At 33.4% G+C, this 22,742-nt stretch carries 17 protein-coding genes and 1 pseudogene; 4 read left to right on the top strand and 14 right to left on the bottom strand.

Annotation, left to right across the window (positions count from 1 at the left end):
* Position 1: 1 nt before the first annotated feature.
* The 10 genes from KHA94_RS22205 to KHA94_RS22250 all read right to left on the bottom strand — a co-directional run bounded on the left by KHA94_RS22205 (position 2) and on the right by KHA94_RS22250 (position 12,996).
* On the bottom strand, positions 2 to 577 hold the full coding sequence (locus KHA94_RS22205; RefSeq protein WP_213104294.1) for an ABC-three component system middle component 1: 576 nt from the start codon (positions 575 to 577) through the stop codon (positions 2 to 4).
* On the bottom strand, positions 567 to 2,297 hold the full coding sequence (locus KHA94_RS22210; protein WP_213104295.1) for a dsDNA nuclease domain-containing protein: 1,731 nt from the start codon (positions 2,295 to 2,297) through the stop codon (positions 567 to 569). Before KHA94_RS22210 ends, KHA94_RS22205 begins: the two co-directional genes overlap by 11 nt.
* Positions 2,291 to 3,844 (bottom strand): Tn7-like element transposition protein TnsE, encoded by a 1,554-nt coding sequence (locus KHA94_RS22215; RefSeq protein WP_213104296.1) that lies wholly within the window; start codon positions 3,842 to 3,844, stop codon positions 2,291 to 2,293. Before KHA94_RS22215 ends, KHA94_RS22210 begins: the two co-directional genes overlap by 7 nt.
* The gene (locus KHA94_RS22220; RefSeq protein ID WP_213104297.1) at positions 3,825 to 5,684 is read right to left on the bottom strand and encodes a TnsD family Tn7-like transposition protein; all 1,860 of its coding nucleotides are present in this window, start codon (positions 5,682 to 5,684) and stop codon (positions 3,825 to 3,827) included. The genes KHA94_RS22215 and KHA94_RS22220 overlap by 20 nt, the downstream gene beginning before the upstream one ends.
* Before the next feature lie 30 nt (positions 5,685 to 5,714).
* A complete protein-coding gene (locus tag KHA94_RS22225) occupies positions 5,715 to 6,548 on the bottom strand; it encodes a TIR domain-containing protein (protein ID WP_213104298.1) in 834 nt (277 codons plus the stop codon).
* Between the two features lie 42 nt (positions 6,549 to 6,590).
* Positions 6,591 to 8,264 (bottom strand): ATP-binding protein, encoded by a 1,674-nt coding sequence (locus KHA94_RS22230; protein ID WP_213104299.1) that lies wholly within the window; start codon positions 8,262 to 8,264, stop codon positions 6,591 to 6,593.
* Entirely contained in the window at positions 8,257 to 10,410 is a 2,154-nt protein-coding gene (locus KHA94_RS22235) for a Mu transposase C-terminal domain-containing protein (RefSeq protein WP_213104300.1), read from the bottom strand. The genes KHA94_RS22230 and KHA94_RS22235 overlap by 8 nt, the downstream gene beginning before the upstream one ends.
* Positions 10,407 to 11,246, bottom strand: coding sequence for a TnsA endonuclease N-terminal domain-containing protein (locus tag KHA94_RS22240; RefSeq protein WP_213104301.1), 840 nt, complete (start codon positions 11,244 to 11,246; stop codon positions 10,407 to 10,409). Before KHA94_RS22240 ends, KHA94_RS22235 begins: the two co-directional genes overlap by 4 nt.
* A gap of 17 nt (positions 11,247 to 11,263) precedes the next feature.
* Entirely contained in the window at positions 11,264 to 12,157 is an 894-nt protein-coding gene (locus KHA94_RS22245) for a DUF6414 family protein (protein ID WP_213104302.1), read from the bottom strand.
* A gap of 233 nt (positions 12,158 to 12,390) precedes the next feature.
* Entirely contained in the window at positions 12,391 to 12,996 is a 606-nt protein-coding gene (locus tag KHA94_RS22250; protein ID WP_213104303.1) for a TetR/AcrR family transcriptional regulator, read from the bottom strand.
* A gap of 202 nt (positions 12,997 to 13,198) precedes the next feature.
* Between KHA94_RS22250 and KHA94_RS22255 the strand changes: the two genes are divergently transcribed.
* A complete protein-coding gene (locus KHA94_RS22255) occupies positions 13,199 to 14,266 on the top strand; it encodes a hypothetical protein (protein ID WP_213104304.1) in 1,068 nt (355 codons plus the stop codon).
* Positions 14,267 to 14,552: 286 nt separating this feature from the next.
* Here KHA94_RS22255 and KHA94_RS22260 read toward each other — a convergent pair.
* Positions 14,553 to 14,705, bottom strand: a pseudogene (locus KHA94_RS22260) (IS4 family transposase); the annotation flags it as partial.
* A 326-nt stretch (positions 14,706 to 15,031) separates the two neighbouring features.
* Positions 15,032 to 15,901 (bottom strand): recombinase family protein, encoded by an 870-nt coding sequence (locus KHA94_RS22265; protein ID WP_213104305.1) that lies wholly within the window; start codon positions 15,899 to 15,901, stop codon positions 15,032 to 15,034.
* A gap of 305 nt (positions 15,902 to 16,206) precedes the next feature.
* Here KHA94_RS22265 and KHA94_RS22270 point away from each other — a divergent pair, with 305 nt between their 5' ends.
* The 3 genes from KHA94_RS22270 to tnpC all read left to right on the top strand — a co-directional run bounded on the left by KHA94_RS22270 (position 16,207) and on the right by tnpC (position 18,717).
* Positions 16,207 to 16,530 carry a DUF2834 domain-containing protein gene (locus KHA94_RS22270; protein WP_213104306.1) on the top strand — a complete coding sequence of 108 codons (324 nt, stop codon included), beginning with the start codon at positions 16,207 to 16,209 and terminating at the stop codon, positions 16,528 to 16,530.
* A 119-nt stretch (positions 16,531 to 16,649) separates the two neighbouring features.
* Positions 16,650 to 17,186, top strand: a complete 537-nt coding sequence (locus KHA94_RS22275) for a GNAT family N-acetyltransferase (protein WP_213104307.1) — start codon at positions 16,650 to 16,652, stop codon at positions 17,184 to 17,186.
* Between the two features lie 139 nt (positions 17,187 to 17,325).
* Entirely contained in the window at positions 17,326 to 18,717 is a 1,392-nt protein-coding gene (gene tnpC / locus KHA94_RS22280) for an IS66 family transposase (RefSeq protein ID WP_338030862.1), read from the top strand.
* A gap of 572 nt (positions 18,718 to 19,289) precedes the next feature.
* On the opposite strand, the gene KHA94_RS22285 is transcribed toward tnpC, so the two are convergent.
* Together KHA94_RS22285 and KHA94_RS22290 are read right to left on the bottom strand one after the other, a co-directional pair.
* Positions 19,290 to 20,522, bottom strand: coding sequence for an erythromycin esterase family protein (locus tag KHA94_RS22285; protein ID WP_213104308.1), 1,233 nt, complete (start codon positions 20,520 to 20,522; stop codon positions 19,290 to 19,292).
* A 359-nt stretch (positions 20,523 to 20,881) separates the two neighbouring features.
* Positions 20,882 to 22,735 (bottom strand): ABC transporter ATP-binding protein, encoded by a 1,854-nt coding sequence (locus tag KHA94_RS22290; protein WP_213104309.1) that lies wholly within the window; start codon positions 22,733 to 22,735, stop codon positions 20,882 to 20,884.
* Between the last annotated feature and the right edge of the window lie 7 nt (positions 22,736 to 22,742).

Below are 22,742 nucleotides of genomic sequence, written 5' to 3' on the forward strand. Positions count from 1 at the left end.
TTTAATCTCCTATTTCTAATAAGCTTTCTATTTTTATTTTGCTAGCCTGCTTATTACTCAAATAATTATTAAAATAATCATTCATTACTTTTTCTAAACTTAAATTTCCTTTACCATCAATCTGCTCATTAAATTTCATAATTCTTTTTTTAAATTTTTCATCAAAGGCAAATGTATCGCTTTCTGGAGCTATTTTCATTAAAAATGGAATTCTATTTAAATCATCTATATCTTTTAAAATGTATTTCTTACAAATCAACTCGTTTTTTTCTATCTTATTTATCTTTAGCCTTAATTCAATTTCATCAGTCTTAAAATCTAAAACCATAAAAAAATATAAATTATTGAGATATTTTTTGGGGATATGATATAATGCACTCGCAATGCATGCTTGATCTTTCATTTCCCAATCTAATAAAGAATTTTGTGTTCTGTATTCTTTTAACATTATTAACCTTGTATCACTAGCCCAAATATTTATATTATGCTCTTCAAATTGATTCATAAGCTCTGATTCAAATTGATATTGCTCAAACCTTTTTAATTGTAAAAAATCAATTACTGTTTCAACCTTCAATGTAATTCTCCTTCAATTTATTTACTATCCCATCCAAATATTCTTTCCATTTTGGCAGTAGCTCATTGTGTTTAAAACTCTCTAAATCAATCCCTTCATCCTTAAAGCCTTCAAACAACTCTTCTACTTCACCCACATCAACAAAACGCATGTTATCAGGTACATCTGTAATTTTATGCATATTACTATTTGTACTCGTAACTTTAAACATATTTGAAATACTTGAGGCTGTCGGATTTACAACATCTTTTTTTGTTCCTAAAAGTAAACAATATAAATCTATAGTAATTTGTCTTGAAATATAACATTCATTTAAGCTGAATTTTATTTTTTCCATAGATGTTACTTTATTCGAATTATTTCGGGCATGATATAATGTAAAAAGAATGTTATCTATCACACTTGAATGCCCCTCATGAAATAACAATTTAGCCGTATTGTAAACTTCCGAATGTTCTTCATAAAAGACAAGGAAATATATGATAAACCTTAATGATTCTTTTAGATTGCTTTTAATATCACCATGTTCAAAATCCCACATCGATAGATTGTTATTTCCATTAAATATTTTATTAAGAACTAATACACAATATGTACTATTTCCTCTATTACTCTCTGTAATATGTTCATTAATCCATTGCAATTCTTTAAGTAATTCGGCTTTTAATTTTTCATTTGCAAATTGTTCCTTGAACTCTGACTCTAAATCCAATATAGCCCTGTTAAAGATTGCCCAAGCACTATCGTAATAAGAACGCTCACTAATTAATTCTTTTGCTTCAGTAACCCATCCTGCTATTAAATATTCAATCTGTAATTTAGTTATTATTAATTCATCTTTTTTTATACGATCTTCATTATCTTCATGACTATTGGATATAACAAATGCAAACATTTTTTGAAATACATATTCTGCTATAGATTTGGCTCTAATATCAGTAATAAAAATTGTTTCTTCAATCATGTCTATAATGTTTTCATAAAGCTCTCTTGTTGAACCAAATTTATTTATATAAAGCTTTTTTAAATAGTAGTCAATTTCTTTTTGTGAAAAATCCCCGAACTCAAAACCTAAATTTTCAATTGGCTTTAAAATAGCTACTTTTAATTTATCTTCAGAACATATAGCATCCTTAATTTCAAAATTAATATTCCCAGTATAATTTATTAAATTAGACAAACTACTCTGTTTAGTATTAGTCACTATTTCAAATTGAGGGTTGTAAGTACTTTTATCAACTTCTTCAATTAAATTAGATTCTAAGAAATAGTCATAGTTCAATATATTCTTTTCCACCCAACTATTAAAATGTAACTTTTGATTTTCAGGGTCTTTTAAAGATTTTCTTTTAACAAAATCATTGGGTGCATGAGATTTAGCTCCCCCTTCTTTTACTGTTTTTACTTGTATAAATCGAATTTTATTTTCACCAATCAAAGTTATATCATCAAAATATTCTAATACTACTGAACTCCACCAATTATCCCTCTTTTGATATATCATAGATACTATATAATACATCGATACATAATATTGATAGACAAATCCTCTCATAGCTGTTAATCCGCCTAAGTCCCTGAATTCCCCAGACATAAGACTACTTACTATTTGCTCTTTATGTAGTAATATCTCTTGTTTTCCTTCTTCTTCCAAATCCGCCATATAATTTTCTAAGGTACTTTCAATTTTCTTTCTCTTTATGTCTAATGTTTCTAGCATGTAATTCCCCTCAATATTTTAATAAATTTATTTACTAAGAGATTAGCTCTATGCTGAGCCTCTTTCTTACCATGCTTCAGCGTTGAAAATTTTATTTCATTAAAACTCAACTGCTTTTTATCCCATGTCCCATTATTATTAACTAGCCCGCTTAAAGTTTGTTTATAACAATAATTTTTATCCTGCTGCATCTTTAATTTACATATTAAAGTGGACAGTGCCATATCTTCACGCTCCACTTCAATTACACTCACTACTTTGTTTGCAAACAAGACAATTTCAGCAATCACATACTTCCTTTCAGTAACACCATCATTCAAATAAACAAACCTTTTTGTATCAGAAAACTCATTCAAACTCCCTTGAATCACATTTATCGACTGCACTTCAGAATAATTTTCTAATACCTTTAATACTTTAATAAACTCTCCCAATTCTCCTTGTACCTGAATATCGTAAAGGGATTTATTTTCTAATCCCTTAGCAACCTTATTTCCACCAACATCCGAGGTCGATCTTCTACCTTGATCATCAATAAAATATTTTTTCGTATTTTCATCTTCAAAGTTACGCTGCTTATTAGAATTCCTCCGTATTTTTGTTACTTTCGGTAGCTTCACATACTCATGGACTTGATTTTCCATTTCAATCAAATCGAAGTTATCCGTAGTACCTTCAACTTGTTCATCAAGCGTTAATTCATTTTGCTGGTTGCCATTACCGCTTTTGCTATGTAGCGTGTACTTTTTAGCTTCACCTGATTTCTCAGTTTGTATAATTTCAGGATGCGAAAATGAAATTTCACTATAAGGAATTTGTTTGTTCTTAACATTGGTGATTCTAAGAATTGTGCCACCATTTGAAGTTGATTTAACAATCGCTTTAATTGTAATTGGCTTTGTAAATAACCAATCAAACTTTACAATTCCCATATTAATAAATGTGTAGGCTACGTTTTCAAAAATTCTTCTTAAATCTTGATTGGAAAGTAGCCAAACTAATTGATAGAGAAAATTGTCTTTTGTGTATTTGCGATGATACAGTGATGAAAAATCTAGATGAATTTTATTCGCTCCGTATTGCTCAATAAAATATTGTGGAAAAGAATTTGTTTCAAACAGTCGATAAAGTAAAAAACGATTTGGTGCTAAAATACTTCGGACGACTTCAATTAACGGAAGAATATAGTTTTTGTTATCAGAAGAAACGATAAAACTGCGTGACATATCCTTATCATTTGTGCCGTAAATGCTCCATTCCTTCTCGAAATAGCTTACATTATTAGGATAAATGGTCATTTCAACTTCTTCTGTCCCTGCTGGTGCGATACTTTTTCTAATATCGCCATTCATATAGTAATGTTGGATTGCTAATGCCGGCAATGTTCCCCAATCTGCCAATAGCTTTTCTGTTTTTCCATTGATTCTGAAATATGCATAAATCATAATTTTTTTAGATTGCCAAAAAGGAGAGCTTATCCAAGTTAATTGTGCTTTCTCTCCATTATTAAATGGCCAATTATCCAATTTAACTTGTTGTTTGCTCATCGTTCTTCACATCCTGCTTTTGCTGTACATAGCTCTCTAAATATGGCTTAATCTCATGGAAATGATGCGATTTCACTGCTGCTATCCTCTGCACCTTCCATAAAATAACTGGCTCATCCTTCATTATCATTCGGTCAATTACTATACAACAACGGCGAAGTTGAAATTGTTGAACAGATTCTGTAATCGCTGAAAGAAGCCTTTCAGTTTTCGGTAATTTATCTAAATGTCGTTCCAAATTTACTAAAATACCAAGCCTTCTACCGATTAAAGAAAGTGTAATACGAATAGGTTTCTCTAACTCTAATAAATCTTTATAAATCCTTTTAATTTTTACTACATACTCTTGATCTCTTTTAGACCAATCAACTGTTATAGTAGGTTGCAGTTTCTTTTGATTAGAAGGCAAAACATCCATCAGCCATTCTTTATCATGTCGATATAAGAAAATGTATTGTTTCTTACATTTCACACGTAACGTAGTCCGAGATAATTGTGAAAACTCTCGAATAATCTCCACAATGTCCTGTTTATACTTTGCCATTAGCTCTTGACTTGATTCCGACACTTCTTTACTTATTTCGATATTATTCGGTAAATACCTTTTTACCGTTTTAGAATCTGCACCTATTTCTTTGGCAATTGCCCTAATACTTAAATCACCTTCAGCTAGTTGATTTAGTCTCTCTTGCCATACATGTCCAAATTGTTTTACTTTACCTATACGAAAACAGTCTTCTGGTGATTTATCAGGACCCTTTCTAGCATAAGTAAAGCCGCAAGCGCATTTAAAAGTGCCAATTGGAGCATTTGTTTTAAAATCTCTTGTTACTGCAACAGATGGTATAACGAGCTTCTGATAATGCGATGCAGCTCGGTTTAAACAGGGAAATGGTCCTTCACCAAACGGGCCTATATCAGCCTTTAAATCTATGAAATCATCTATATCTTGTTCTAAAAAATGTAGCATGAATAAATGTCGAAAAGGATGTACGTGACGCTTCATATTTCGTGTAAGTACCTTTAGCCAATTATATTCATCAGCAACATACACTTCACTTTCATATTGCGCTAAGAGATCAACAGGCAACCTTTGTTTAAACTTTTTATAAAGTTCTTTTTGTCGAATACGGTTAGATGAGGTAACCAATTTTAAATCTCTTAATAATCCTCGATATTTCAGTGAAACTTCTTGCCTCGACAATGAATGCAATGGTTGCTGCAATAACTTATATGCTTGCTTTGCTAACTGGATTTTTATTTCAGCATAAGGATCAACTTCATAAATACGTGCTAAATCCATCTGCTCTATTTCAAATCGTATAAACTCAATTCTGCTCACTACATTCGGAGTAACTGAGTATTTCTTTAACAGCACTTCATGATGTGGACAATAATCAATTCCTTGTAGCTGATGTTTTCGATGAATGTACGGCTCACCATATTGCTCTAGATCTCCTTTTGTACATGACGCACAATAGTACAGACCATCCTTCCTACAGATGCTCCCTGCGACCATACCTAATCTTGCATAAAGTCCTTGTCCATCATTAGCAACATCCTGAATAATTTCTTGCTGCCGATTCTTTGAAAGGAACATAGCATAATAAGGATAAATCGTATGATTAGCTAAAATGGTTTCGATAGTGTAATGGGAACCTAGCTTTTCTGCCAATATAGAAAAATGACTACCAATCTCCACACTCGGAATCACAGAACGACTGCCAAACAACTCTTCCAACGTATCTTTACAATCAAGATTGCCACTATAAAAGTGATAACGTGCAATAGCAGAATACAATAACTCATCTGGATATGGATTTGTGAAGAAGGGTAGCATATAATCACCACTTAGTTTTACATATGAACTTTAGCCAAATAAAAGATTGGCATTAATATCATATCCTGCGTTTTTTAATTCCTTAAATAATTCTAGATGCCATCCGTTTCCTGAATCATAATTTATATATACAACTCCAGATATATCATTAGGCTTCTCTACATCATCTTTCACTAGAGCACAAACATTCGATCTCCCTAACTTTCCAATCAAATAGCCATGTTCAAAAATAACATTTTGTCTAGCTCTGGCATTAAATTCTTCATCATTTTTTGCTTTCCCTAAATCACAAGGTGTATATAAAACAATTCCAAAACCAACATTTGAGTTATTTTCAATTTTCTCAATAATGGTTGTGCCTCCACTTGCTTGTTCATGTAATATTATTGGTTGTAAACCTAACCTTTCTAAAAATCTTGCCACAGATAACTTTACAACCTCGTCATGTCCATGCACGATAAATACTTTATTTTTATCAAACTCCACATCGGATTGTTTCTTTTTTACAGCTTTACTCATTTTCTCCTTCGCTTCAGAAATTATTTCTTTTGTTATGTCCTTTGTATGTTTATCTCCTCCTACAATGTGCTCTTCTGTTGTGAAAAAGAAAAAACCTGGGGGATTGTTGGAATTTTCAATTTCAGCTAATTTTTTAACTGATTCATCTGTAGTTTTTACAACTATTCTTACTACATTTTGAGCCTCTAAAAAATAGCCATTAAATTGAAGTTCATCTTTATTTAAATATGGTAGGATAACATCTTCTATTATTTGGTTTCTATCCGGCTTATCAAACTCAAATAATTCAAAGTTCTCTTTCGATCCTGAGATATTAGTAACTTCCATAAACACTTGATATAGCATATAAAAACCTTCTCCCTTACATTCACTATCTAATTTATATTTTTAATAAAATTCAATTAATGGGCACTTAATATACCTACTGGATTTAAGAATCTCATAAGAATGCACTTTCTTTGATTCTGCATGTTTCTTTATAGCTTTCAAAGGTAGTATCTTATCATTATGCTTATCTTTCAATTTCACTTGGTGCTCTTTCCTTTGATTTAATTCTATTGCTTTCTGAACAATTTTTAACTTCAAATCATTATATTTAGTATCAACAGAATTCCCTTCAACTATTTTTGTAGTTAAATTCCTAATATCTTCTATATTTAAAGATTTAAATATCCCCAAAGCTGCAACCTCAACACTCAAACTCTCAACCATTTCCTGTCGCTTATACTCCAGCGTATTTTGGCGTTCTTTCATTGCAGCTTTCACTTTACCCTCGTACTCTGTATTCCTTTTATGATTGATCATCAGCTCATCTAGATTAATCATAATATCCTCATATTTATACATCGCGGCAAAATCATTTTCACGAATCGCTGTGAGCATGGGCTGAATGATTTTCATATCCTTCTTCGCAGTTTGCTTCAACACTTTAACCGTAATCTTTTCATCTGAATTATTCTCATCAAATAACGCTCGTTCTTGGGCAAGTATAAATAAATTTACCGCTACCGAGGTAATGCCCTGACATTCTTCATAAAAGGCTTTTTTCACTTCTTCCGTCAGCTCCGAACGCTTTTTTAAACATTGCAGTTCCCAAAGCGTTTCTAAAAAGAACTCCCATTCTTCACTATCCTCAGTCATACGATCCCAAATAATTGCTCCATCACTTGCAGCACGTCGAGCTTGTCGGAAATTTCCTTTAAATAGTTGTTGCGCTTTTGATGTACCAATTAAAACTGTTGGAATGCCTACTGTATTCGAGAGAGTAACGAAGAAGTTTAGCATTTCCTCTTGGTCATTTTTCGAATGTAGCAGGTGCTGGATTTCATCAATGACAAGTACACCAATTCCATACATGCTCGCTAGCGTAGTCATGTGTAGAAGCATTGTAGACGTAATTCGATTTAAGTAGCCAAACTTCTCTAAATAACGTGTACCTAATAAATCATCAATCGCTTTAAAGAAACTCTTACAGAGAGTTGATAGGCTTCCATCATACGGACAATCGATTTTCAGCCAGACAATTTGCGTACGATTAAACAGCTGCTCTTCATATGTATCGTGCTTGATCACCTGTGGATACATTAACAGCAATCGTTCAATTGCCGTTGTTTTACCGATACCTGAGATGCCAATAATAGAAAGGCTATCTGCGGTTGAGCGAATATGGTTTAAGCGTTTATCAATATATTTATGTGCTTGTTCCTCGTTCTCACGTAGTTGATGTAACAATCGAATACGCTCTAAAAACATTTTATCTAATGGATTGCGAGCTAAGTAGCCACGACGAATTAATGTTGATAATCGACGCTCTACTTCAAAGTGAATTGGCAAAGGCTGAATAAAATTTTTCACACGCTTAAGCACGTGGTATCTAATATTCGTTTCACTTTGCTTGTCCTGCTGGCTAATACGTGGTGTCACCATAAAACGATCCAATACTTCATCTTCTTCAAAAATTGGTGGAAGAGCTTCGATAAAAGGATTATGTGCGTATTCAGTAAGGGGTTGTGGCTTATACATGGCTTCTTCCATCTCACCTTTTAACACAGCGTTATTCATCTTTTCCAAATTCCTCAGCTCGCTTCTTCTTTAATTTATTCATAAGACGTGAGCCAGATTTCTTTGGCGGTTCTTCAGTTTTCATAGGGAATTCAACAACTTTTGCTACTGGTATTTCAGGTTTATCGACTAAATCAAATTTCTCATCTTCTCGATTCAGCTGTTTCTCTACTGCCCGATTAACTTTAATATCACGAATTTTTTCAACCTTCGTCGTATTCGTAGGAACTGCTTTCTTTTCCTTTATTGCCTTTTTCACAATTTCTTCGATTGCTGCATCTGTATTGATTATATTTTCTCTTTGTTTATTGAGTTCCTCCGCTTTTACTTCTTGTAAAAGCTGTTGGTAAAACTCAATTTCCTCTAACGTATCACCTTTGTATTGTGCGCTCGTATCTAATAAATAACAGACATCAAAGCTGCGTCCATCAGTATGCGGAATATAAATTTGATCCATCACTCTTGGGTCATATACAATGTCGATGCTCTTATTCTTTAGCTTTGCATACCACTGCTCATTAATCGCCTTTTCAGAGCCATAAAATAACCCTTTAAATTTAATTCCAGCTCTAGTAATACGTGCTTTTCCTTTAGGTAGCAAGTTAAGTCGGAATATATTTTTATCCGTAATTGTTTGCAAACGACCTTTTTTGTTCGCAATTCCCCACTCCCAAATGTTAATAGGTGTAGCAATTAAGCCACTTGCAATCATGCCTTTTTCTAACGGGTATTTCTCAATGATTTTCTGGTTATGTTGCAGAACGAGGTGAATAACGATTTTTGTGAACTCTCCTAAGTTGAGACTAGCATCTAATCGATAATCTCTGTCGCCACGCTCCCTATATTCCTTTTGAATGGCTCCTGGTGTCTTGCGTTTGATTTTGCCGTTAATTGTGCCAAACTGACGTTCAATTATCCCTTTTAAATCACCACGATATGCTGAGGTATTTTCGATTTTTATGTTGAAATTATTAATCAAACTTCCTACTGTATAACCTTCAAATTCGCCTCTATCGGCAATAATGATTTCCGGTAAATGCTTGGCTGGCCATTGTGATTCATCAATTTCTATTCCACACTCACCACAAAACGATACTTTATCTGTAACCATATTATCTAGTGCCATCATTGCACCAGCCCATGACGGACCTTCTAGCCCTACATACAGCCCAGTGAACATTCTTGAATACACATCGATTACACCATACACGATAGGTCTACCAATAATTAAAGACCGATCAAAAGAGCTCACTAAATAAATATCAGCAATCGTCGCATCGACTTGGAATCGAGTACCCGGTCCATCTGTTTCTAAAGTTGAGTTACTTAAAATCGGTCTATGTTTTAAATCAAATTCTTTTGTACTTTTTCGTAATGAAATATCCAATTGTGGATTTTCATACTTTTTAAACCAGTAGTAAAACTGGTTATATGTCGGAATACGTGACGCATCCCATACTTTATATTTCACTACACTGTTTTCGGTATATTGATGGGAGTAAAATTCGCGTAGCAAGTAATCATATGTTTCCGCTAACGTGATTTGTTCTTTCTTCCGGTAATACTTTTTGATGACATGTTTAAATTGCTTCTTCACTTCGTCAGTAATATTAATCCCTTGTTTCGTTTCATCGGATAAAGCATACGTGCGTGGTCTACCTACCTTCACATTCGATAAATCACGTTCTTTACCTTTGCCGCCTGAATAAATGTAGTCAGGCAACAATGCGTTTTTATTTAAGCCTCGCTGCCAAAAACGAGTGAATATACGCTTTACCTTTAAATTACTTAAATTAAATGCTTCTGCAATGGTACCAAAACTTTGCTCACGTAATTTCTTTTCAAGTAGCTGTAGTTTATGTTTCTCCCACGTATTTGAAACAACGTGCCAATCTTCATCACGTTTTTCAATTTGCTTAGGCGTTAAGTCTTTATCCTCATAGCCAACCATATAGGGGTCTAATATCGCTAATAACACACCAGCTTCTATCTCGGCTTCTAACGTTTTTATATCGCTTTTTTTCGGCATTGAAGTATCACCATGCAGTTCTACATAATAAGCGATGGGATCGTCGATTTCGATGATTCGAATACGATTTTTATCTTCTTTACTCACGTATTGGTATACCTGATTGTAAAAAATCATATTGCTCTCACCTTCTGTGAATAATCTTTACGAATTGATTTGATTTCAATAATCTGATTCACATCTAGTTTATGCATCAAATCAATTTCAATCGCTTTTGTAATAACTAGATGCTTGAACAACGTTAATCCACTCCCAGAAGGAAGGTTAAATACTTGCTCTAATTGAATAGCTGCTTCTCGTACAGTTAACTCATACGACAACAAATGCGTAAGTAAATACACACTGAACATATCTAGATCGTCTTTTGCGAAATGCCGAAAATCTTCAATATGGCTTAAATCAGCATACGCATGTACAAAGGTAATATTGAGTGCCATTTCTTTTGGTACTTCAAGCTCTGTTACGATTCCCCAATCGACACCTTGACGTTGCCAATACTCTCGTTCAATCTCGAACTTTTCAATTACACGTTCATCCATTAAATCATCTTTATATTTAAGCGTTCGTGCGAGATTAACAGGTTTGCCGTTATCTAATTTTGTAACAAGAAAATCGGTTGTCATCACAATCGGCTCTTTCGTTTGTGGATGCACTGGATGTTTGATACCAAGTTCATCTGCAATGATGATTGTTTCTTCAATCGGGAGTAGCGGATATTGCTCTCGGATATCCACTACTAAATCGGAGTATTCCAATAAATAAAAGTAGTTTCGTTCCAAATCTGATAAGAATTCATACTGTCGAGGAATTTTAATTCCTTTTAAACGCGTTGAACGACCTAACGAAGATACATCCTGAATGACTAACCAAGGCTTATAATCAACACCCATCCCTTGCCCGTGACCATTTTTCTGCTTCTTCTCTGTTGACGATACACGTTTACGTTTGGACATAAACCTCCCTCCCTTATTTAGCGATAAATCGCAATTGGTAAAACTACAGCTGAAGGCCCTTCAACACTTTCATTAAATTCTTTTGGCAATGGAGTAACTTTGTTTTTTCTGCGTTGCTCTCTATTCGAAAATTTTCTTTCAATTTCTTTTAAATCAAAAAGTTCCATTTTCTCACCTTTAGGTATTAAACGTTCTACCTTACAAAGCATCTTAAAATCATTTCCTACTATATCAACCTGGTCTTTCATCAAATGTTTTTCGTTTAAATATGCAATAAAACTGTAAATAGCATCACGTGTGTTAACTCTTATTGGAATACCATTTTTTTCTTGGATTTCTTTCAATTTGTCCAACATAAAAGTTACTGTTTCAACCTCTTGTTGATCAATTACACCTAATCCACTACCTACATTTCCTATATATTTTGCCTCCTTTACTAAATCATATATTTGTGTGAAATGAAGACTGCCTCTTACCTCTATAATTTCATCCTCTTGTATCAGAATCTCCCATAAATCATTATCAAACGCATCTCTTTGATCTAAATCATTAGCGATTAAATAATCAATTACTCGCTTAAATTTTATTTCAGGCGTTATTTTTCCTCTTCTAGTAAACTCTTTACCTGATTTAGAGTCTCTCCCAGCCTCACCAAATCCCATTGCCTTTGCTTTACCTTGAACAGTTTTCTCTTCTCTTTCTAATGCAGATACTTCTTCTTCAATATAACCTTCAATATAACCTAAAAGATTATCAACGTAATCTGCTGTTAATTTAAAATAAAGTTTGATTATTTGTAAAAAAGTTCGATAATTTATAAAAAAGATTGATAATTTAAAACAAAGTTTGATAAAACCCTGTATTAATATAGGGTTTTTCTTTTGACCTTGAACTTCAGCTGTATTGTTCAATTATAGGGCCATTTAATTGAGCAAGAGGTTACATACAACCCCACTATTTTATGCAGCCACCAGGTTTATTGAGAAGCCAAAAACGTTGATTCATAAACGATGTATATAGTCCTGTATAACAATTATAATCGGACATGTAAAAACCCCTTGGGTGTTGAAGGGGTTTTAGTTTGCAAATCAACAAAAGATTAATACATTATACATAGGTTATCACTCACAAGTAATTGTCCTTATTAATCTTTCTTATTAGGTTCTTGGATTTGAAGCAGTTCAATAAAAACAATTAACATTTCCTGTATTTGAATTCGATTGTCAACAAAGTGTTGCAAGTTGTATCCATTAAAAAGGGCCATACCTGCTGTTGCTAAAGTTCTAGCATCTAATGGACTTCGGACAATACCTTCGTTCTTCATTTCCTGAAAAAAATGTGTAAGAAATGACCTCCATCCCTCCATTTGAAGAATAAGACTTTCTTTTATTTGAGGCAATTCATTAGAAATCATACATCCTTGAAGAAGCATGGGAGAAGATCCCTTTTCATAGGACTCGTTCACCAAACGCATGGAGTGTTCTTTAAATTTATTTAGTAAATCTCGATCTTTTTGATTAAGTTCTTCCTTTAGATCTTCAAAATAAAAATCTATACCTTCTTTTATCAACTTTAACATGAATTCCTCTTTAGTCGAAAAATGAGCATAGAAAGCACCTTTAGAGTAGCCAGCGTGTTCTACAATCTGATTAATGCTTGTACTAGAATAGCCTTGTTTAGAAAACAATTCAATTCCTGATCGCATTAATTTGTTAATGGTGTCTTCTGATTGCCTCTGAAAGTAATTCACAATAAAAACCCCTTTTTAGAAAATTTTGCATATTTTTATTGATTGGAATAAATTACTATTATATAATTTGTTAATAAATAACGACTGGTTGGTACTTATTAAAGTGTTAAATCAATAATAAACCGAATGACCTCTTAAAGAAATACCTTGTTTATTTTTATCTGTACTTTAATTAAAAGAAGATAGAAAAGGAGTGTCAACATTGCCTAAATTTATAAAAGGTATAACTGCAATTTGCTTTTCAGTATTAATGGTAACAGGCTGTTCAGGTAATCAAACTGGGAGCAATACGAGTCCTTTGACAGAAGGAGAAGGAGAAATCCAGTCACAGGAGGAGCAACAAACCACAGCCACAAATCTTAAAGTAAAGAATGTTAAACAACTTGGAAATGATGGGTTTACTGAATTAGGGGAATTAAAATTCTTTGACGATGATTCAATCGACATTGGAGAAAGAATAATTGGTGATAAGTTATATACTTATGTTTCAATTATGAAAGATGAAAAATCTTATCTATCTATTACTAATGGAGATAAATGGTTGGTTAAGGATAAACTAATATCAGATGATGAAAGTATTATATTGGCAACTCCTACAACGATAGCTAAAACAAATAAAGACTCCCGTATTGTGGAAGGCGAAGCAGTTGATAAGACATTATATTTAATAAATGAAAAAGGCGAAATTGAGACTGAAAGTGGTATTCCATATTACGATGAACCTGTTGACCCTGACCATTTTGACTCCTCTAATACTAATTATCTTATTAAAACATCTCAAGGATTAGCTCTTGTTAAGTCTAAAGACGACGAGAATTTTGAGACTATTAATTTAGAAACAGGAAAGACTATAAATACAACTGACCCTTTTGGTAACACGAGCTTTCATACTTCAGTGGCATATATTAATTATGAAGAGAACATGGTACTGCTCGACTATGCTGATTCATACAGGCCGTATTATTATAAAGAAGATGAAGTTATAGAGGACGGTGTTTATCCTCCAGAAGACTACGAATTAATTGGAAGTATCGGAGATAATTTCTATTACATGTACGATGGGGGAATTAATATTATTGAACATCCTGAAAAACGTGATCTATATTCATATAGTTTACAAACTGATGCTGACTCTTATGAAACTACCTTAGATTTACTTCCTACAACTAAAGAATTAATTGCCCATCAGTTTGAAAAGAAATTACGAATATATAATATTACTGATTATGAAGGAATTCCATCCATTCAGATGATTACTCTTGAGAAATAGTATTTAACTTTTGTGAAAACCGCATTTTTAAAAAGAATGCGGTTTTTTTAGAAGGTAAAATATCAAAATAACATATGTTTATGGGAGGAGGTTGTACAGTGTAAGCCCCCAATCAAACAACGCATATAAACACGCAGCGCCTCCTGGTACGATGAACGTATCAAATTAAGGAGGTGCTTTTCACATGTCGCAACAAAAACTTACAATTGTCCCCGTTACATTACATTCCGAAAATAAAGTTTCATTTGAAGCCACTTCCTCAACAACCACTTCCAATAGCGCTTGCACGATTTTGGCCTATGTATGCATCGGGAATTTCCATCGTGTCACCAGGGGTTAAATCAGACATCATTTGTGTCATATCAAGTTGGATGTATTCTGTTTGCTTTTTTAACGTGCCATTTTTGAAGTATTCTGGCTCGGGGTTTTTGATATAAATGGGGTACGGCAAGAATTCCTTTTTTTTTGAGCCACTTGATAATGTAGCTTTAAAAAGTTTGATCAAAAACACCTCACAAACCGGTATTTTACGATAAATAAAAAGAATCCATTTTGAAAAATTGATCAAAATGGATTCTTTTCTAGTATATTTAATTAAACAGAAAACTTTTGACTTATTTTTGTGGAATACAGTGAATTATAGTATTTCTTGTAGGCCTAGTGACAGGGTAGCTGTTCTAGTCCGCAGGATCACTTCCAATAAAAGTAATTTAATTGTTTAATAAGGAATAGAAAAGAGCAATAGAAAAAACAAACCCATTGAGATTACCATGTGAGTCCTAATTCATCGCAGTAAACGTCTGCTTCAATAAAACAGTTCCTCATATCAGCCTCACTATCCATTTCACCGAGAATATCATATACTGTCTTTTTTAATGCATCAACGGTTGTATAAGGGACGTAGATGATATATTCGTTAGCTATGATCTCCATTCTGTAATGATGTTTTAGGAACTGTTCAATACTTTCTCTTACCTTCCCTTTGCCACGTACAAATTTATTGTTATTTTCGATTTGCAACCCCATTCTTATTTTTGCAATGTTTTCTAGATCAATATGAGCTTGTTTCTCTTTGCCTTTCCGAGCTGTTTGTATGTAACGATACAATGTTGCTTGACTTATTCCGGTCATTTCCACAATCTCGCTAATACTATATTCCTTAGAGTTGTATAGTTTTAAAGCTTTATTTATCTGATTTTCTTTCACTTTTGGACGACCACCATTTCTACCTCTTGCCCTTGCACTTTCCAATCCCTCTTTTGTTCGTTGAGCTATTAGATCCCTTTCGAATTGGCTGAATGCTTGAAAGACAGTAAGCATTAGTTTACCTTGGGGTGTATTCGTATCAAAATTCTCTTTTATGCTAATCAATTTAACGTTTTTACTTTCAAAGTACTCGACTAACTCTATTAAATCTTTTGTGCTTCTACCTAATCTCGAGAAACTTTCTACAACGATTGAATCACCAGGTCTTACTTTATCCTTTAATCGAATAAGTTCTGGTCTATCCTTTTTTGTCCCTGACATTTTTTCTGTTAGTATTTCGGTACAGTTATACTCGCCCAACAAATCTAATTGCCGGATCAAATCTTGCTGCTTGGTACTAACCCTTGCATATCCATAAGTGTATTGCATTGATCATAATCCCCCTTTGGCTTTTAACATTAACAATTTTATCATTAAGGGGTGTTATTGTTAATTTGTTTTTGATAATGATTTTGATAACGAATAAATAAGGATTTTACAGTTTGAAATTTTCAAAAGTAAAGTTTATCAAATACATTCGTTTTTGATAAGAATTATTCATTTATTACCTATTCAGCAATCGGGCCAGATTGTTTAGTAAAGGAATCTTCAATAATATATATATATTTTGAACGATCTTAGAATTAGTTATGGTAATCTAATAGTAACTTTGTTAAAAAAGGGGAAATTATCCAGTGAAAAAATTATATTTAATTTTAGGGCTAATTGGTACTGTTTTTCCGTATTATTTTTTTATTCAGTTCCTCAGGGATAATGGACTTGATTTAGGTTTATTATTAGAATTATTATTTACTAACACGATATCGGCCTTTTTTGCAGTTGATTTTTTAATCTCATGTGTTGTTTTCTTGGTATTTATGTTCAATGAATCACGAAAGTATAACATTAAAGAAAAATGGATTTGTCTTTTATCTCTGTTTACAGTTGGATTATCTTTAGCTCTACCTTTATTTTTGTTTTTTAGACATTCTTATATTAAGAGTAAAGATGAAGTATAAATTAGAAATAAAGATGTTCCAGCTAAAACAAGTAAAATCTTTATTCAAGTATCGGGCGCATTAACGGAATAAAGGTTATACAGGAATCGGGCCAGATTATAAAATTAGGAGTTGTGTATATGAATTTTATTATTCGCAAAGAGCAGGAAAGTGACTATGATTCAACTGAGAAAGTTGTAAAAACTGCATTTGCTTCAGCAGACCATAGTGATCAGAATGAGCATAAATTAGTTTTACGAATCAGGCTATCAAATGTGTTTATTCCTGAGTTATCTTTAGTGGCTGCTGGTAAAGATAACGATGAGATACTAGGACATATACTTTTATCTAAAGTGTTAATTGGTAATGGCAATAAAAAGACAGGGTCATTAGCACTTGCCCCCATTTCTGTTTTACCTGATTATCAAAATAAGGGTATAGGAAAGTCCTTAATACAGGGGGCATTACAAAAGGCAAAGGAGCTTGGATTCCAGTCAGTTATTGTATTAGGTCATCCAGAATATTATCCGAAATTTGGTTTTAGAAAGTCATCTCTATGGCAAATTAAAGCACCATTTGATGTGCCTGAAGAAGCCTTAATGGCTATTGAATTACAGAAGGGTTCCCTCGATAATGCTTCTGGTGTAGTTGAGTATCCAAGTGTCTTTTTTGAATAAGGTGTTCAATTATCGGGCGCTATTGTTTAGGAACTTTATAATTGGATAAGATCAACCTTTTTTTCATTCAAGTGTTACAAAGTTCCTCCTGAATCTGTTACAAATCAGGAGGTTTTTTATAATAAACCTTTTCGGGGGGATATGCAAAAACACGCCACCAAGTATGGGCCTAGTGGCAGGAAATGTACTTACAGCGGCCGATAAGGTCCTTATTCCGTTCGTATCAGAAATATTTGGGGTGAAAGGGCTAATCAGAATAGTGGATGCGATAAATGATTCATTACGTGATGATATCGAAGTAGAAGCAGTTCACTATCATCCAGAGAATACGCAATGTGACTGTTGCCAAGGACAAATGCTTGAAATTGGCAGTACAATCGTACGCGAAGAAGCAGAATTTATTCCGGCAAAAATGAAGAAAGTTCAACACATTGAATACGCGTATGAATGTAAAAATTGCAAAGGTGATGCATTTCAAAAAGCGCAAATTAAACGTGGTAAAGCACCACAGCCTCCTATCCAACGGAGCATCGCAAGTCCTAGCGTACTTGCCAAAGTAATATATGATAAGTTTTCACAATACTTACCACTTTACCGTCAGGTAAAGGAATGGGATCGCTATGGCCTGAATACCAATGATAAGAACCTTTCAAATTGGGTCATTCGTGCATCAAGTGATTGGCTATTGCCTATTTACAAACGAATGAAGCATTTGATGATGGGGAAAACGCTTTTACATGTCGATGAAACGTATGGACAAATTATCAATCGATCCGATGGGAAATCTGGTCAAACCAATGCCTATAATTGGGTGTATCGAAGTGTGCCAAGCCAAGGGCCAATAATGACTCTGTTTCAAAGCTCATTATCACGTGCTCGATCTGTCCTTGAAAGTTTCATAGAAGGATTTTCTGGAACAATTGTTTGTGATGGTTATTCAGCCTATGATAAGTTGGAAGGCGTTACCTTCGCAAATTGTTGGGCGCATGTTCGTCGTTATTGGCTGAAAGCGGACAGCAAAAATGGCCAAATTGGTGTGAGCTATTGTGACGATTTATATCGACTCGAAAGGAAATTTAAATATTTGTCTCCGAGTAAGCGTAGAAAAAAACGCCAAAAATACTCCAAGCCAATTGTGGAGAAATTCCTTAAATGGGTTGAAACGTCACCATTCTTCGGAAAAAATGCCCTCGCAAAAGCAGCTGAATACACATTGAACAGAGCAAATGGACTCAAAGCTTTTCTAACTGATGGGCGCATTGAAATTGATAATAATCCAGCTGAAAATGCCATTCGCCCTAACGTTTTGGGTAGAAAAAACTGGCTTTTTTCGGTTAGTGAAGCTGGTGCAAAAGCGAACGCCATTTGTTTGAGTATCGCAGAAACAACCAAAAGTAACGGCGTTGATTTCTATGAATACACAAAGAAACTTTTGACGGATCTACCGAATCTCGGTATCCATCAAAACCCTGAAATAATAGATCAATACATGCCATGGTCAAAAATAATTCAGGCAGAATGTAGCAAATAAATGAAAATAAGCCGTATATTTGATTGAAAAAATCAGGATATTCGGCTATTTGTGTTGCGTACCGGAAAGGTGCGCTTCTTTTTTATATTTCGGGCTTACAACAAATCCAATCTTTTCACCAGAACCAATAAAAGCGCATTTTAAAAATAGTTCTCAGACAACCCTATTATACCAATCTAGCGTTTTTCTTTTTCAACCTCATGTTTCACCCATTATTACCCAATTTTAGATATTCTTGAATTTTAATTATTAGTTCGTCTCTTTGTTCTTGATTTTTCACTTTAGACTTTAGCACTAAGTTAGATAGTTCCTGATTTTCTTCAAAGACAGTTTCATGTCTATTGTAAAGGTCCAGTATTTCTGGTTGATATTTTGATAATCTTTTAATCTTTCTCCTTATTCTACTTTGATTCGATCCAAAATTCGAATTAAAATAGATTGTACATACTAAGTCTACTATTAAATCTAACAACATGAGAACACTTCCTTTTTCCAACTCATTAAGGATCATAAAGTAAACTTCGATCAGAGGGGGTCTCCGCCAAGTTATTCTGGGACTAATAATGAAAAGTCTAGAGATAATGCGGTGGTGAAACTTTTTTTATAAAGAAAATACCGTCCATTTGCTCTGCTGGGATAATTAACTTTTGCATGGTTCCTGACTCTAATATTAGAGTTTTGCTAAATATCCACTTATTTGATTCGCTGCGTGATGCATGTGAAAAATCAAGGAAAGATATGGATGTTGTGTTATGATTCATATAATCTTCAAGACTCTTTTTAGGTGGTTTCCTTACATCATAAATAGTTCCTTTATCTAAAGCAGCCTTCCCTTCATACATGAAAAGACCGAGATAATAAGATTGATTCACAATATCTGGACTCATTAATGATCCCATAGGTTTATATTTAGATGAAGTTTCATAACTTTTGAAAATATGTGAGTTATGAGCCCAAATGATAATCCTGTCATTAGGATACAACTCATTACAAATCCATTTTATATTGTCCGCCATCACTTGATCTCGAAATTTTAAATAAGATCGGCGGTCAACACTTAGAAAGTTTAAAAAACGATGTTTATTATCTAACACCTTTTGGATTACATTGTAGAGTACATGCAAGTCTTTTCTAACAAACTCTTCTTCCAAATCCCTAAGAGTATGATTTAACTCAGTTATTTCTTCGATTAGTTCTTTTTGGTCTCCCTGAAACTCCTGAAATATAGTTTTGGGCACTTTTTTTCTTCTTGCCTTATACTCACCAATACGTTTGTACCAATCAAGAGTTCCTTCATCTACCCTTTTTACAGACATTTTAAATTCTACTGGAATATCAATGTCGATACTCTCTAAAAACTCTAAGAATAAGTTCTGTTTAGTAGAAGGTTGAAAGTCAAATCCAAGAAGGTTCAAATCAGTTTCTTTTATTAATTTAAATAACGATATCGTTTCTTCTGTTTTCCATAAAGAATAGATGGATTTATCCATTAATTCATTTACAGATAGGCTGTTTTTTAAGTGATTCGAGCTATAGCATTCACTTAATCCACTCTCGAATGCGATAACTTTGAATCCCATTTTATGATATAAGAATTCAATTAGTTTGGATTTCAATAAATTATGCTCTGCAATCCCATGACCATTTTCACCCATCCACACTATTCTCTTATTTTTTAAAACCTTTTCTAAAAAATGAAACTCATCCATTTTAACTTGGGTTAAGGTGTCTATACCGAAAGAATGTTCTTTCACCCATTCTACAGACCTATTATATTTTCTGTTTATGAATTGGAAATTTTTCATTAAGATCTCCTACTACTATATTATAGTTTTTCTAATGTAATTATATAAAAGCCCATATAATTAAATGGGATTGATATATTTAAGGAAAGGTATGGAAAAAGGGAAGAAAACGGGTAAACGACAGGATCCGATCATGCTGATGTGTTTAGTGGGATTGATATAAAAGAATAAAGGTACACTATAAGACTAGTTTAAATAGAAAAAACCAGTCTTAAATAGTGTATGTTTGTTTTTTACTTTTTCACTGTTTTCACTCAAACTGAATAAAGAATAAGAGAAAAATAATAAGAATGATACTAATTGATATTAGCTGCCATACAAAACAAAAGATAGCTTGTAAGCCTTTCTGACCCTGTTCCTTATCCATTTACAACATTTTTTGTACTGAGAAGATCGTTATCAGTATAAGAATCTGCCTGCAGATTATAAAGATAATAATAATCAGGACAATCCTCCATCAACTCCTGATGGCTGCCCATTGCCTTTATTTCCCCATCTTCCATATAAATAATTCGTTCAGCAAATTTTGTCGTCGTATATCGATGTGAAATAAATATTCCTATTTTATTATCAAGCAACTGTATAAATTTGTCAAAAACTTCTTTTTCTGACTCAGGATCTAATGCAGCACTTGGTTCATCCAGAATATAAAGACTCGCATCTCTAAAAAACGCCCTCGCAATAGCGATTTTTTGCCACTGCCCTCCAGATAGTTGAAAACCACCAGGAAACCATTTTCCCAGCTGCGTATCTATTTTATTAGGTAGTGCTTTAGCAAACGCAGCGATTCCTGCCTTTTCAGCAGCCTTATAAATTAATTCATCTTCATGCATATGTTTAAAGTTTCCAAATCCAATATTAGCACGTAGCGGCATTTCATATTGCATAAAATCTTGGAATACCGCCCCAATATTTTCTCTGACGGATGCAGTATCATACAGTTTAAGGTTTATTCCATTAATCAGTATTTCACCTTCATAATTTTCATATAACTGACATAGCAGTTTAATAAACGTAGACTTTCCTGAACCATTCTTGCCGACGATCGCTATTTTGTCCCCTTTTTCTAGAATTAAGCTAACATTCTTTAAAGCATAATTTTCAGTACCGGGATAAGAAAAGGAAACGTTTTTGAATTCGATCGATTCTATGACCTCCAGCTTTATGGCTGAATCCGGACGCCTGTACACAGGGTCATTCGATTTGGTTTCAAGATAACTGAATAACTGTTCAATAAATAAATTATGCTGGCAGAGATTGATAACAGAATGCATTAGCCTTTCAGATGTAGTTTGTATCAAAATGATCGCTTGTACATAGCTAATAAAACTTCCAATTAAAATCTGTTTAAGATAGGTGTCTCTTATCACTAAGTAAATGGCAAAAAAAACACATGCTAAATTAATAAGACCAAAGAATAGAGACATTTTAAGTCTTCTCGTAGCAATTTGCTTATCTTCAGAGTAAAACCCATTCATAATCTTATTATATTGATCAAGCAATAAGCGACCGATATTATAAATTTTTACCTCCTTAAAGGCTTTATCATGTGTTAAAAGATGCGTAAGATACCAGCTCTGTCTATTTCTTCCTGCACGATTCCAAAAGACGAAAAATTCTTTGTTACTAATTTTGATGAAAGACAAAAATGAGAAAGACGGTAAGACAATTAGAATCAATGCTACCCACCAATTCCAATAAAATAAAAATACAATCGAGGAGATCACGGTAATGACACTCGTTATAATAGACAGAATCTGCTGGAATATTTGGTAAGGTCTGTATCCGGTTTCCTGCTGCGCACGCTTCAGCTGATCCTGGACCTCCGAGTTTTCAAAGTCCTCCTGTCCTAACGTATTTGACTTGTCTAAAATCATGAAATTTAATTTATTGGTTAATAGAGTCTGGAAAAGTCCATCAATATATTCGGTAATTAAGTTGACAACTTCTTTAAAGATAGTAAAAATAATAAACAAAAGAAAAACGAAGAGGATTTCATCAAACACACCTGTATCTGTTGTTACGATTGTATTCACTAAGAGCTGCGTCATATACAAAGATAATACAGGGAGTATCCCCTGAATAAAGGATAATATCGTGATGCTTATAAAGTAAACTTTATGTGTATTCCAGAATAAACAGAATAACCTAGGCCAGTAAGAAAAGGAGTGTAAAATATTTTTTAAGTCAATTGATTGGTTATTAAGTTGCAAAAAAATA

This window comes from Cytobacillus citreus, from assembly GCF_018343665.1.
Classification (GTDB): domain Bacteria; phylum Bacillota; class Bacilli; order Bacillales; family Cytobacillaceae; genus Cytobacillus; species Cytobacillus citreus.